Here is a 14,410-nt window from a genome sequence, read left to right as displayed (position 1 = left end):
ATGCCACGAAACTTTTTCCCTTGAGTGGCGCAACCAGACCATTATACTGAACCGTTCTTGACTGCTTCTTTTTTCGGACGCGTCGTCCGACTTCCAGCACCATTAAGGCTAAAAAGACTTCATGCGACTTGATAAGTTTATCGCTCAGCAACTCGGCGTTAGCCGCGCTATTGCCGGGCGCGAAATTCGCGCCAGCCGCGTTACCGTGGATGGCGACATTGTAAAAGACACCTCCTTCAAACTTCAGCCTGAACATCAGGTGGAGTACGACGGTAACCCGCTGACACAGCAAAATGGCCCACGCTATTTCATGCTGAACAAACCGGAAGGTTATGTCTGTTCCACGGATGATCCCGATCATCCGACGGTCCTTTATTTCCTCGACGAACCGGTGGCGCATAAGCTCCATGCGGCCGGACGTCTTGATATCGACACCACCGGACTGGTGCTGATGACTGACGACGGTCAGTGGTCTCATCGCATTACCTCCCCGCGCCATCACTGCGAAAAAACCTACCTGGTGGCGCTGGAATCGCCGGTGTCCGATGACACAGCAGAACAATTCGCCAAAGGCGTTCAGCTGCATAATGAGAAAGACCTGACGAAACCGGCGGTGCTGGAAGTGATCGCCCCGACCGAAGTGCGTCTGACCATCAGCGAAGGGCGCTACCATCAGGTGAAGCGCATGTTTGCTGCTGTGGGAAATCATGTTGTGGGCTTACACCGTGAGCGTATTGGTGCGATTGAACTCGACCCGGAACTTGAGCCAGGTGAATACCGCCCACTGACGGAAGAAGAAATCGCCAGCGTAGGCTTACCTTCGCGCTAATTTCAGGAGAACTCTGTGACCACCAGGCCACACTCGTCTTTCAAAATTGTTTTCATCCTTGGCCTGCTGGCCATGCTGATGCCATTGTCCATCGATATGTATCTGCCTGCGTTACCGGTCATTTCCGCGCAGTTTGGCGTACCGGCGGGCAGCGCACAGATGACGCTCAGTACCTATATTCTCGGCTTTGCGATTGGGCAGCTGTTATATGGGCCAATGGCCGACAGTCTTGGCCGTAAGCCGGTCATTCTGGGTGGCACGCTGGTGTTTGCGGGCGCGGCAGTAGCCTGTGCTCTGGCGCAAACCATCGATCATCTCATTGTCATGCGCTTTTTCCACGGGCTTGCAGCGGCAGCAGCCAGCGTGGTGATTAACGCCCTGATGCGCGATGTGTATCCGAAAGAAGAGTTCTCCCGCATGATGTCGTTTGTCATGCTGGTCACCACCATTGCTCCGCTGATTGCGCCGATGGCGGGTGGGGCAGTGCTGGTATGGTTTAGCTGGCACGCGATTTTCTGGATCCTGGCGCTTGCGGCGCTGCTGGCGTCGGCAATGATTTTCTTCTTCATCGATGAGACGCTGCCCGTTGAACGCCGACAGAAATTCCACATCCGCACCACGCTGGGTAACTTTGCTTCGCTGTTCCGCCACAAGCGGGTGCTGAGCTATATGCTGGCAAGCGGTTTCAGCTTTGCCGGGATGTTCTCTTTCCTGAGCGCCGGGCCGTTTGTTTATATCGAGCTTAACCACGTTTCGCCGCAGCATTTTGGCTATTACTTTGCGCTGAATATTGTGTTCCTGTTTATCCTGACCATTATCAACAGCCGTTTTGTCCGGCGAGTTGGGGCGCTGAACATGTTCCGTGCCGGGCTTTGGATCCAGTTTGTGATGGCTATCTGGCTGGTGGTGAGTGCGTTCCTGGGGATCGGTTTCTGGGCGCTGGTGCTGGGCGTTGCGGCCTTTGTGGGCTGTGTGTCGATGATCTCCTCAAACGCGATGGCCGTTATTCTTGATGAGTTCCCTCATATGGCAGGGACGGCATCATCGCTTGCGGGGACGTTCCGCTTTGGTATTGGCGCGATTGTGGGGGCGCTGCTGTCGATGGCAACGTTTAACACTGCCTGGCCGATGCTGTGGGCTATCGCGTTCTGTGCGACCAGCTCTATTCTGTTTTATCTCTACGCCAGTCGGCCCCGAAAAACGGCCAACTAGCGCACACATCAGGCCCGTTTCGGGCCTTTTTGTTGATGCATATCAACCAAAACTCCGTTCGTTTACCCCGTGTTTGTTTCTTTTATGTAAAATCTATTTATGTAAAAAGTCACATCATTGTATTTAAAAAGGTTGAGTTAGATCGCAGAAACGGGTACATATAGCGCCGACGCGAACCTGTAACTCCCATAAAAAAGCCCGGATAAATAAGATGCTAATGCCCGTAAACTGGGGCTGTAAGCGTTTTCTTATCAAAAACAGGGCAGGTTAGCGATGATGTGTTACTATGAATGTAAATAAATTGTGAAGTAAATTTTGCTTCCGGGGAACGAACGTGAATACATTACAACTCTCCATAGTCCACCGCTTGCCCCAGAGCTATCGCTGGTCGGCGGGTTTTGCAGGTTCGAAAGTTGAACCGATTCCGCAAAACGTTGCCGGGTGCGAGAATTGTCTGGTCGCGCTCAAACTGCTGAGCCCGAGCGATGAAAGCGCATGGCCGGTAATGGAGCGCCTGAGTCAGGCGCTGACGGATATCGAAGTCGACAGTTCAGTGCTGGAGTGTGAAGGTGAGCCGTGCCTGTTTGTTAAAAGCCAGGACGAATTCGCCGCCACCTGCCGTCTGAAAAACTTCGGTGTGGCGATTGCTGAACCCTTTTCCGGGCAATATCCTTTCTAAGCGCTAGCGTAAGGCTAACAGCTGGCGCGTGTAGCTCTGCGTCGGCGCAGCGAACACGCGCTGGCATTCTCCTTGCTCCACCACTTCTCCCTGCCGCAACACAATCACCTGATGGCATAACGCACGCACCACCTGTAAATCGTGGCTGATAAAGATATAGGCCAACTGGTGCTTTTCCTGTAAGCCCTTCAGAAGCGCTAAGATCTGCGCCTGTACGGTTCTGTCCAGTGAAGACGTGGGTTCATCCAGAATAATCAGTTCAGGCTTGAGGATCAGCGCGCGGGCGATGGCGATACGCTGACGCTGCCCGCCTGAGAACTCCGCCGGGTAGCGATGTCGCATCTGGGGTTCCAGCCCGACTTCTTCCATGACCCTTATCACCTCTTCTTCGCGCTGTTGCGGCGTGAGGGCCGGGCGGTGAACGCGAAGACCTTCTTCGATAATTTGCAAAACGCTCAGGCGAGGGTTGAGTGAGGAGTTGGGATCCTGAAACACCACCTGCATTCGCGGGCGAACGGGCAGCATCTGGCGGCGATCCCAGCTGTGTAATGGCATCCCGTCAAACTGGATTGTCCCCTGAGAGGCGATTAAACGCAGTAGCGCCAGGCCGGTGGTACTTTTACCCGATCCCGATTCGCCGACCAGCCCCAGCGTTTCTCCCGGGCGCAGGGTAAAGCTGACGTTTTTCAGCACCGGATTTTCATCCACAATGCGCCGCAATATGCCTTTGCGTATCGGGAACGAAACGGCCAGATCGGCCACGCTCAGCAAGGGCGTTGTGTTCGCGGGAAGCGGGACCGGATCGCCGGAAGGCTCGCTATCAAGCAGACGCTGGGTGTAAGGGTGCTGAGGGGCGGTCAGGAGCGTCCGGGCGGCGTTTTGCTCAACGCAGCGCCCGTTTTGCATCACCGCAACGCTGTCTGCCAGTTTTTTCACAATGCTGAGATTATGCGTGATGAACAGCAGGCTCATATTTAGCTCATCTTTCAGCTCGCGTAGAAGCTGAAGGATTTGCGCCTGTACCGTTACGTCCAGCGCGGTGGTGGGTTCGTCGGCAATCAGCAGTTCCGGGCGCGTCAGCAGGGCCATCGCAATCATCACGCGCTGGCGCTCTCCCCCTGAAAGCTGATGCGGGAAATCGCTCAGCCGTTTTGCCGCATGGCGAATTCCCGTGCGTTCAAGACAATCCAGGATCTCGCCTCGCGCCGCCTCTTTACGCATTCCCCGGTGCAGCGACAAGACTTCGTACAGCTGTTTTTCCAGAGTATGCAGCGGATTAAGGGATACCATCGGCTCCTGAAAGATCATGGCAATCTTATTCCCGCGAATGCCACGCAGCGTGTGCTCATCGGCATGTAGCAGCGACTTACCCTGAAACAGGATATCGCCCTGCGGATAACTCACTGGCGGCGAGGGCAGTAAACGCAGCACGGAAAGGGCGGAAACACTCTTACCGGAGCCCGACTCACCCACAAGCGCCAGCGTTTCACCCGCCTGGATGCGCAGCGACAAATCGCTGACCACGGTGCGTGTTTCACCCTGATTCGAAAACGCAATCGACAGATTATCGATACTAAGAAGGGGTTGCGTCATCTTATACCGCCTTATTGGGATCAAAGGCATCGCGCACGGCTTCGCCAATAAAAATCAGCAGCGAGAGCAACACCGCTACAGAAAGGAATGCCGTTATGCCAAGCCAGGGCGCCTGCAAGTTATTCTTGCCTTGCAGCAACAATTCACCGAGCGAAGGCGACCCAAGGGGCAAGCCGAACCCGAGAAAATCGAGCGACGTCAGGGTGGTGATGGAGCTGCACAAAATAAAGGGCAGGAAGGTGAGGGTAGCCACCACGGCATTGGGGAGCATATGGCGGAAGATGATCCCCCGGTCGCTGACCCCCAGCGCCTGTGCGGCGCGAATGTAATCGAAATTACGGGTACGTAAAAATTCGGCGCGAACCACGCCCACCAGCGCCATCCAGCCAAAGAGCACCGTAATGGCCAGTAGCCACCAGAAGTTGGGCTGCACCACGCTTGAGAGCAGGATAATTAAAAACAGCGTCGGCATCCCGGACCAGACCTCAATCACGCGCTGTCCCCAGAGGTCGATCTTTCCGCCGTAATAACCCTGAACCGCACCTGCCACAACGCCCATCACGCTTGAGAAAAGCGTCAGCATCAGCCCGAAAAGCAGAGAGATACGTGTCCCGTAGAGGATGCGTGCCAGCACATCGCCGCCGTTTGCGTCGGTTCCCAGCCAGTTTTGCGTTGAAGGGGGCGACGGGAAGGGGGCTGAGGTCGCATAGTTAATGCTGTTGGCACCAAAGCGAACAGGGGCCCAGAGCGCCCAGCCGTGCTGGTCTATCTGTTCGCGAAGCCACGGATCCTGGTACACCGCCGGCGTGGCGAAAGGGCCGCCAAAATCGCTTTCGCTGTAATTCGCCAGCACGGGGACGTACCAGCGGTCATTAACGTGCACCAGCAGCGGTTTATCGTTAGCCACCAGCTCTGAACACATGCTGAAGATAAAGATCACGGCAAAAATCCACAGCGACCAGTAGCCGCGGCGGTTGTGGCGAAAACGGGCCCAGCGGGCCTGATTGACGGGGCTTAAACGCGGCATCAGCGACCCTCAAAATCGATTCGGGGATCAACCAGCGTATAGCTGATATCACTGATGATATTCAGCAGCAGGCCAATCAGGGTGAAAATGTAGAGTGTGCCAAACATCACCGGGTAATCGCGCGAGACGGTGGCCTCATAACCCAGCAGACCCAGACCGTTTAACGAGAACATGACTTCTATCAGCAGCGAACCGGTAAAAAACATACTGATGAACGTGGCAGGAAATCCGGCTATCACCAACAGCATGGCGTTGCGGAACACGTGCTTCCACATAATCTGCTTCTCACCCACGCCTTTTGCGCGTGCGGTCACCACATACTGTTTGCGGATCTCATCCATAAAGGCGTTTTTGGTGAGCATGGTCAGCGCTGCAAATCCGCCAATCACCGTGGCGAGGACGGGCAGCGTGATGTGCCAGAAATAATCCGTGATTTTTTTATACCACGGCAGGGTGCTGAAATCCGCTGACACTAATCCGCGCAGCGGGAAGACATCGAAGTAACTTCCACCGGCAAAAAAGACAATCAGCAACACCGCGAACAGAAACGCCGGGATGGCGTAACCAATGATAATAAATGTGCTGCTCCAGATATCGAAGCGACTGCCGTTGTAAACCGCCTTGCGGATCCCAAGCGGAATAGACACCAGATAGATAATCAGCGTGCCCCACAGGCCGAGCGTCACGGAGACAGGCAGGCTTTGCTTAATCAAGGTTAAGACGGAGGCGCTGCGAAACAGGCTGTCGCCAAAGTCAAAACGCACATAGTCCCAGAGCATTTTGAAATAACGCTCGTGTATGGGTTTATCAAAACCGTAGCGGTGGGTTATTTCGGCGATCACTTCTGGATCAAGCCCGCGCCCACCCCGGTAGTGGCTTTCGCTGATATTGCCTGTCCCGGTTCTGGCGTGGCTGGCGCTCAGGTTTTCACCGCCGCCGCCGGGCATCCCGCCGTTATTGCCAAACTCAATAGCGGCAATCGCCTGATCAACCGGGCCGCCTGGGGCAATTTGCACGATAAAAAAGTTAATGGTGATAATCGCCCACAGCGTAGGGATAACCAGCAATAAGCGGCGTATCAGATAAGCACCCATTTTGGTTCCTTAACGCCGCTCTGCGGGCAGTTTGGCGGCTTTATTAACGTCGTACCACCAGTTATCGAATCCCAGTGAGTAAATGGGGCGTACGGCGGGCTGCGAGAATTTGTTCCATTGGGCCACGCGGTCTTCGCCCATATACCACATCGGCAGCATGTAATAATTCCAGGTTAACACCCTGTCGAGGGCACGCCCTAAAGGTAACAGTTTGGTCTTATCTCCCTGTGCCGCCACAATTTTGGCGATCAGCGCATCGATAGCCGGGCTTTTCACGCCGGGCGCGTTATAGGACGAATTGATGTAGCTGGAGGCCCACGAGATTTGCAGATCAGAGCTTGGCCACGGCTGGGCGGACCACAGACGCTGCATCATATCGTAATCGCGGCTGCGCATCCGGTTCGTTATCTGCGCATTATCGACCTGACGAATGTTCATGGTGATGCCAAGTCTGGCAAGATTCTGTTTAAACGGCAGAACCCACTGGTCATTTCCGCCCGAAGAGAGCAAAAGCTCAAAGCTCAGCGGTTTACCTGTTTGTGTATTGACTCGTTTCTGATCTTTCAGAACCCAACCTGCGTCATCCAGCAGTTTGCTGGCTTTCAGCAGGTTTTCGCGATCAAAGCCCTTGCCGTCGGATGTCGGTGGCTGAAACACGCTGGTAAACACCTCTGGCGGGATCTCCGCTTTCAGTGGCGCCAGCAAGGTGAGTTCATCAGCGTCCGGGTAATTGCGTGCCGCATATTCGGTATTTTGGAAATAGCTGTTAGCGCGGCTGTAGGCCCCGTAAAACAGCGCTTTGTTCATCCATTCGAAATCAAATGCCAGGGTAATAGCCTCGCGAACCCGGCGATCGGTAAATACAGGGCGCTGGATATTGAACGCCAGCCAGCGCGTATCTTGCGCAGACTCATTTTTGTGTTCGTCTTTGACGATATACCCGTTGGTGAAGTTTTTGCCGATATAGCGAGTGGCCCAGTTTTTGGCGCTGTTCTCCACGCGTAAATCGAAGGCGCCGGCTTTAAAGGCTTCGAACGCCACGTTGTCGTCGAGATAGTAATCATAGCGAAGGGTATCGAAGTTCCAGCGGCCACGGTTTACGGGAAGATTGGCAGCCCAATAGTCTTTGACGCGGGAATAGACCACATATTGCCCCATGCTCCAGTCCGTAATGCGATAAGGCCCGCCTGCCAGCGGTGGTGTGGATAAGGGGTCGCTGAGTTTGTGGTTTTTCCAGAAAGACTCTGGCATGACGGGCAGTGAGAACAGGCTGAGCATGTTCTCTTTATTCGGTTCACTCAGTTCGATGCGTACTGTCAGCGGGGCGATGGCCTTAACCGTTGCGCCTTTATACACCAGGCGGAACTGCGGAACACCTTCGGTCATAAACTTATGAAACGTGAAGGCCACATCGCTTGCCTGCACATGCGAGCCGTCATGAAAACGAGCCTGAGGGTTAATCGATATTTCCGCCCAGGAGAAGTTATCGGCATAGCGGACGTTGTCTGCCACCAGCGGATAATAGCTGCCTGGCTCATCGTCAGACGTCACAAAGAGCGTGTCGTAAAGTGACTCCGTTCGCGCCGCCGCCACGCCACGTAATGCGAAACGGTTAAAGTTATCAAACGTCCCGGTTGCCGAGAGCGTCACTTTCCCGCCTTTTGGCGCCGCAGGATTGACGTAATCGAAGTGAGTAAAGTTAATGGCGTACTTAGGCTCACCCAGCACGGCAAAGGCGTAGTTTTCTTTGATGGTTTCCGACTGACCGGAAAAACTGACGAATGCCAGCAACAGCAACACGGAGCGCATTAACATCTTGCGGCGGTTCCCTCTTTTATTCTGACTTATGCGCATCGGCGCACTGAGTTAAGCTGAATAATAAGTGACGCCGCCACCGTTGTGAAATTATTCACGGTCAGGGTGCATGTCCGGCTGCCATTTTCTGAATTGCGCCAGCGGCATCGGACGACTTATCCAGTAACCTTGCAGGAAATTAACGCCGTGTTCACGCAACCAGGCGGCTTGTTCGGGCGTTTCTACACCTTCTGCCACGGTGGACATATTCAGGCGCCTTGCGAGCGTCAGAACGGCATCAAGCACCGGAGAGGTGACGGTTTCTGTACCAATCGCGTTCACAAAACCACGATCGATCTTGAGATAGTCCATCGTGAAACGTTCCAGATAAATCAACGCGCTGTGGCCGGTGCCAAAATCGTCAATCGCAATTTCAAACCCTTCGTTGTGTAGCCATTCGAAGAGCTGATTGGCTTCACGCTGCTGAATCATATCGCGTTCGGTAATTTCCAGTACCGTCTGGAAATGATCCGGCGGTAGGGCGGCGTTGAACGTGCGCATATCCTCTTTAAAGCTGTCGGCGTGCAGGTGTCCTGGCGCGATGTTAATCCCCAGCTTAGCCCCCGGCGGCAGTACAGTTTGTAAAACCGGGGCATCCTGGATGATCAGATCAAACAGATGGAGCGTAAGCGGGACAATCAGTTTTTGCGCTTCGGCAAAATTGATAAAAGCATCGGGTGGGATCTCTCCCATCGTCGGGTGTTTCCAGCGCATCAGCACTTCAACGCCGCGCATTTTGAGCTCTTTAGCATCCACCACCGGCTGGTAGACCACATAAAACTGGCCACGCTTAATGGCGGTTAAAATTTCTTTACCCGGATTCAGGCGAATCGTCAGGATATAGTAACTGAGTGACCCGGCCGCGATACCGCACACCAGCCCAAAAAAGAGCGCAAACAGCAATTCATCCGTCGTCCACTGTTCGGCATATAAGTTAATGGTGAGAGGCACATCTTTCAGTGTGGCGGTGCGGGCGGGAATTTCATGGAGGTCGTGTGCATTGAGCAGAGAGCCAGACATTGTGGACAAGGCCTGATCGCCAATAATCACTGCAATACCTGCAAATTCATCCTGGCGCGCCGTGTAAAGCAGATAAGGGGTCAGGTTGATATTGACGGAAGTAAAGACACCCCCGTTTTTCACCAATGGATTTCGATACCAGATAGCAATCGCCGGCTTATTGGGCAGCATAGGTGTGCCTGGCAGCAGGGCCATATCAATGGGTTTATCGATGTGAAGTTCGGGAATAAGTTCTTCCAGGGGGACGTTCATTGGCCCGGTTGCGGAGGAGCAGAAAGCCTTGTTATCCCTGACCAGTAAAAAGGCGCGGACGTTGATGCTAAAAGCGGCGCGGGAGGTTAACTCAGCGCTAACGTCATGGCAGTTATTCAGGGTGAGCGGCTGGAGTGTATCGATTGAGGTTTTTAGCTCATCGAAATAGTTCTCCATATAAACGCTCAAATCCGTAATTAAAGTATCGAATCTGACTTCCCGCTTATGGTAGCTCCAGAAAAACTGCAATGTCCCCAGGAGCAGGGCAATGAAGAAACCAGCCAAAATACTGACGGTGAGGATCTTGCGGTTACTGGACAGGTAGCGGGTGAACATAGACGTCGTTGTTCCTGGATTGCCGTGAGTGCCATCAGGACGGCCAAACTTACGTAATTACAAGACTATAGTCTGGTACAGCGTTAAGTGAATTACGAGTGACGGGCAAAAAAAAGCACTGCCGAAGCAGTGCTTTTTTTTATCGTGTTACCAGCCAAGGGATAACCGGCAACATGACAGATTAACTGCGGGTCAGAACGCGTCGCGCTTCGTTGTAGCGCTTCTTCCAGTAAGGTTCATTCATACTGGAGATAGTCACACCACTGCTGGTGGAAGCATGTACAAACTGGTCGTTACCAATGTAGATGCCAACATGTCGACCCGTAGAGCCTGCACGGAACAGGACTAAATCACCTGTACGCAGTTTGGTACGAGAAATCGACTTGCCCATCTCCTGCTGTTCATAGGTTGAACGCGGAAGATCTAACCCAAACTGTTCGCGGAAAGTACGCTGTACGAAACCGGAACAATCGATACCTGTTTTGGTGCTGCCGCCCAGACGATAGCGCACGCCTTTCCAGCTAGCATACTGATCCATAATTCGGGACTTCACGTCCAGGTTACGAACCATATTCTCAAATTCATCCTGAGAGGCTTGCAGTGAAGAGGAATCTTCCATTCCCACAACACGCGTCTCAGGATGCATATTCTTCGCGGTGTTAGATGTACTACATGCTGAAAGCAGTACCGCAACTGCAATCGCCGGGATCCCCCGTAAGATATATCTCAAAATCGGTTGAGATTTGACCATTTTGTTTATTTTCCCTTGAAGTCCTTAACGATAAATATCGTTATAAAAATGCCAACCGTGACGAGACTAATTATCTGTTCACAATGAGACAATTCTTTCTGGTCAGATTTGTGGCACAACGCACAAAATTATTCACCCTGAAAATAATTGTCTCTATGGGGCAAAGCGAGTTCGAGATTAACCGATTGCCAGGGGCATTGCGAGCAAAAATAACCGTTTTTTTATAAGAAATTGTGATACAGAAAGTGAATAAACGGAATTGCTCAAAATGCCGCCAGTTTAGGTTAAAAACCGTGCAACGCATTCATTTATATCACGAATAGTATTACGAGATTATGACAAAACGGGCAGGGGATGTATGAAAATCCATCAGGGATCGAAAATGATCCCTGATGGATAACCTGAATTTAGGTTAATTACTTGTTCTGAACTTGTTGCATTCTACGGGGCAGATAGCGATCAAATAGCTTTATTATCCAGTCGCTCAAGGGGGTCATCAGGCACCACGGCAGCGCTATAAGCGCAACGGAAAGGGAGCCAACGGCAATATCAGTGAACCAGTGAGCGCCGATCATTACCCGTGGGAAGGCAAAAACCACAAAAATAATCAGGGCTACAGCGAACGCTTTTTGACCGAAATAGCGAAGCATGATTGCGGCAAAAATAAGCAACATCATTCCATGATCGCCCGGGAAACTGTCTTTAGACGCATCTTTTGTCGGCACAGACAACAACTCGCTGACGCGATGAATATTGTTGAAAAAGAGCGTTGGGCTTGAGCGTTTCACGGGAATAATGTTGGACGCCAGCTGATTAATCACCACCGCCAGCAGTAACATCACCAGACCAATAATCAGAATACGGCGGCGCCCTGATTTATCTTCTTTCAGCCAGAACGAGAGCATCAGGCCGCCCATCGCTAACAGCGAACAGCCGTCGAAAGCGCGATTGTTGGTGAGGGCTACCAGCCACAGGAATGCCTGGCTCTTCACTAACTCTTCGTTAAAGAAGTGGAAGATCGCGGAGTCCAGCGGGAACCAGAAACCGTGATCCGCTGGCAGATACCAGGAGAAAAAGAGTGCCAGGCCGGCAACGTTAAGCAATAAAATCAGGGGAAATCGAGTCGTCATCACAATTCAGCTTACAGTTAAATCAGGGGCAACGTTAGCCGCCCGAACTTAAACGAAGCTTCAACAGGCTGGACTGCAAGGCGTTCCAGTCGGTGTTAACCGCACTAATTAACTCTATTCGGCTATCTGGTGGCGCGACATTTTGCGTTTCAATGAAGAAATCCTCTCCCTGACGGTTGATGCGAACCAGGCCATCCTGGGTACGCATAATCCCTTTCACGCGATCCACCGGGGCAAGTCTTGCCCACTCCAGGATACCAATGGTGTCGAAAACCGTATCGGCATCGAAAATCCATCCGCAGGCCTGATGACCCTGGCCGCTGTTCAGGTTACGACGCCAGCGCTGATGTTCAGGCAGACTCAGTGCCGCCAGACCCTTTGTTGCGCTTTGGCTGTGGCTATGCGCTGCGCTGGCGGGCAGTTCAGTCTGATTCAGGCGAGGAAGGTCGAGCAGGGCGTTGTCAATTTTGCCCTGTGTGGAGTATACGCGCTGGCGCTCACCACCAAAATGCTGCCACCAGGTATCAAACGCCGCATGGCTATCTGCGGTTGCACGATCTTCTTTATTGGCGACGATAATATCGGCGCAGGCAAGCTGATCGCGGAAGTTTTCATTGTTAACGGTGCGCTCATCCAGCAACTGACGAGGATCAAGCAGGCACAGCGTGGCCCGCAGATCTATCCACGGCTCATACACAGGTGCGGTCAGTAAATCGAGAATTTGTTTTGGATGGCCGAGTCCGGTCGGTTCAATCAGCAGACGGTCTGGCTTGCCCTGGCGCAGCAGGGTGTTCAGCCCAACCTGCATCGGTAAACCATTCACACAACACATGCATCCACCGGGGATCTCTTTGATCAACGCGCCGCTGTCTGCCAGCAATGCGCCATCAATACCGACCTCGCCAAATTCATTCACCAGAACGGCCCATTTTTCTGCCGGGTCTTTATTGGCCAGCAAATGCAGAATTGAGGTGGTTTTACCGCTGCCGAGAAAGCCGGTGATAAGGTTGGTTTTGGTCATGTGCGCTCCAGAAATCAGTGTGATGCTATGCACATCATCCTGACGAAAAAAGCGCGCAATGAGAAGGGGGAACGCGAACGGAGAACATTTCCGTTCGCGTTAAGCGCAATTATCGCTAAATATTTAACGTCTCGATAACAGCCTGGCGCGCGCCACGTTGCGCGATACGCTGATAGGCCTGGTTCACCGCGTCAACAAACAGCGGCGATTGCGGCAGGTCCTGGCCGAAGATTTCATTCAGCGTCAGCAGGGCGTTGACGCGCTCATCATTTCTGCTGGCGTCGACAATTGCGCGGATCTTATCGCTGAGCGGATCGCGCACATCAATAGCGTTGCCGCTGTCATCCACACCGCTGACATAACGGATCCAGCCCGCAACACCCAACGCCAGAAGGGGCCACGCGTTACCACGTTCCAGATGAACACGAATACCCTCCAGCATCCGCTGTGGCAGCTTCTGGCTACCGTCCATGGCGATTTGCCAGGTACGGTGCTGTAACGCCGGATTGGCAAAACGGTCAATCAGGCTATCGGCGTACGCCGTGAGGTCAACGTCGGTGATACGTAGCGTAGGGGCCTGCTCGTCCAGCATCAGCCTGCGTGCAGCTGTGCGGAAGCTGGCGTCCTGCATACAGTCGCTGATATGTGCGTATCCGGCAAGATAACCCAGGTAGGCCAGGAAAGAGTGGCTGCCGTTCAGCATCCGCAGTTTCATCTGTTCCCAGGGTAAAACGTCCTGCACCATCTGCACGCCAGCCACTTCCCACTCCGGGCGCCCGGCGACAAAGTGATCTTCGACGACCCACTGAATAAACGGCTCGCAGCTAATGGCACAAGGGTCTTCAACACCCAATTCTTGCGTGATTTCCGCAAGCGAAGCTTCCGTAGCGGCAGGGACAATTCTGTCGACCATCGTGCCCGGGAAACTGACATGCGCGCTAATCCACTCTGCAAGTTCGGCTGAGCGCTTCTGGGCCATCCCCAGTACTGCATTTTTCACAACATGGCCGTTGTCCGGGATGTTATCGCAGGAAAGCACGGTAAATGGCGGCAAGCCACGTTCGCGACGTCTGTGCAGAGCCTCCACCAGGATCCCGGGTACGGAATGCGGTTCGCAAGGCGTTTCCAGATCGTGAACAATGCGGGCATTGTTCAGATCCAGTTTCCCGGTTGCCGGGTCAATGCAGTAGCCTTTCTCCGTGATGGTGAGTGAAACAATCGCCACCTGCGGTTCACAGAATTTCTCAATGATGGCGGTCAGGGAATCCAGCTTTGCATTCAGGCATTCATGGACGGCGCCGACAACGATCGGCTGATTTCCGTCGGCCCCTTTTTCCATCACGGTAAACAGGTGGTCTTGCGCGCGCAGCTGGCTCATCAGCACATCGCCGCTGAAGAGGCTTATCTCACAAATCCCCCAGTCGCCTCCTTTCGCATTCAGAACGCGATCGGTCAATAATGCCTGATGCGCGCGGTGAAAAGCACCAAACCCAAAGTGAACGATACGTGAGCGTAACTGCTGGCGATCGTAGCGTGGCTGCTGGACGTGGGCAGGAAGCGAGGCGGAGGCAATAGTCTTCATTAAGTACACACCTGATTAACCATTAATTAA

12 protein-coding genes are annotated in these 14,410 nt (G+C 53.2%); 3 read left to right on the top strand and 9 right to left on the bottom strand.

The genetic code is table 11. The features are described 5' to 3' along the window. The first annotated feature begins 121 nt into the window (after window positions 1-121). From rsuA to M987_RS20910, 3 genes are all read left to right on the top strand, one after another. Entirely contained in the window at window positions 122-829 is a 708-nt protein-coding gene (gene rsuA, locus M987_RS20920; RefSeq protein ID WP_014071060.1) for a 16S rRNA pseudouridine(516) synthase RsuA, read from the top strand. A 15-nt stretch (window positions 830-844) separates the two neighbouring features. Further along, window positions 845-2,041, top strand: coding sequence for a Bcr/CflA family multidrug efflux MFS transporter (locus tag M987_RS20915; RefSeq protein ID WP_014071059.1), 1,197 nt, complete (start codon window positions 845-847; stop codon window positions 2,039-2,041). 334 nt (window positions 2,042-2,375) lie between these two features. Beyond that, window positions 2,376-2,720, top strand: a complete 345-nt coding sequence (locus M987_RS20910; protein WP_014071058.1) for a YejG family protein — start codon at window positions 2,376-2,378, stop codon at window positions 2,718-2,720. A 3-nt stretch (window positions 2,721-2,723) separates the two neighbouring features. Here the strand turns inward: M987_RS20910 and yejF are convergent, their stop codons facing one another. The 9 genes from yejF to M987_RS20865 all read right to left on the bottom strand — a co-directional run bounded on the left by yejF (window position 2,724) and on the right by M987_RS20865 (window position 14,380). Beyond that, a complete protein-coding gene (gene yejF, locus M987_RS20905; protein ID WP_014071057.1) occupies window positions 2,724-4,313 on the bottom strand; it encodes a microcin C ABC transporter ATP-binding protein YejF in 1,590 nt (529 codons plus the stop codon). Window position 4,314: 1 nt separating this feature from the next. Beyond that, entirely contained in the window at window positions 4,315-5,340 is a 1,026-nt protein-coding gene (locus tag M987_RS20900) for an ABC transporter permease (RefSeq protein WP_014071056.1), read from the bottom strand. Continuing rightward, window positions 5,340-6,434, bottom strand: coding sequence for a microcin C ABC transporter permease YejB (locus tag M987_RS20895; RefSeq protein WP_014071055.1), 1,095 nt, complete (start codon window positions 6,432-6,434; stop codon window positions 5,340-5,342). The genes M987_RS20900 and M987_RS20895 overlap by 1 nt, the downstream gene beginning before the upstream one ends. A gap of 9 nt (window positions 6,435-6,443) precedes the next feature. Next, on the bottom strand, window positions 6,444-8,249 hold the full coding sequence (locus tag M987_RS20890; protein WP_014071054.1) for an extracellular solute-binding protein: 1,806 nt from the start codon (window positions 8,247-8,249) through the stop codon (window positions 6,444-6,446). A 90-nt stretch (window positions 8,250-8,339) separates the two neighbouring features. Further along, the gene (locus M987_RS20885) at window positions 8,340-9,896 is read right to left on the bottom strand and encodes a cyclic di-GMP phosphodiesterase (protein WP_014071053.1); all 1,557 of its coding nucleotides are present in this window, start codon (window positions 9,894-9,896) and stop codon (window positions 8,340-8,342) included. 181 nt (window positions 9,897-10,077) lie between these two features. Next, window positions 10,078-10,647 carry a bifunctional murein DD-endopeptidase/murein LD-carboxypeptidase gene (mepS, locus tag M987_RS20880; RefSeq protein ID WP_014071052.1) on the bottom strand — a complete coding sequence of 190 codons (570 nt, stop codon included), beginning with the start codon at window positions 10,645-10,647 and terminating at the stop codon, window positions 10,078-10,080. Between the two features lie 416 nt (window positions 10,648-11,063). Continuing rightward, entirely contained in the window at window positions 11,064-11,777 is a 714-nt protein-coding gene (locus M987_RS20875) for a phosphatase PAP2 family protein (protein WP_014071051.1), read from the bottom strand. A gap of 34 nt (window positions 11,778-11,811) precedes the next feature. Then, a complete protein-coding gene (locus tag M987_RS20870) occupies window positions 11,812-12,798 on the bottom strand; it encodes a CobW family GTP-binding protein (protein WP_014071050.1) in 987 nt (328 codons plus the stop codon). A 115-nt stretch (window positions 12,799-12,913) separates the two neighbouring features. Continuing rightward, window positions 12,914-14,380 (bottom strand): mannitol dehydrogenase family protein, encoded by a 1,467-nt coding sequence (locus M987_RS20865; RefSeq protein WP_014071049.1) that lies wholly within the window; start codon window positions 14,378-14,380, stop codon window positions 12,914-12,916. Window positions 14,381-14,410 lie beyond the last annotated feature (30 nt).

The sequence above is a fragment of the Enterobacter soli ATCC BAA-2102 genome, from assembly GCF_001654845.1.
In the GTDB taxonomy this organism is placed as follows: domain Bacteria; phylum Pseudomonadota; class Gammaproteobacteria; order Enterobacterales; family Enterobacteriaceae; genus Enterobacter; species Enterobacter soli.
The sequence above is the reverse complement of the archived record's forward strand: the minus strand, read 5'-3'. Positions and strand labels throughout refer to the sequence as shown.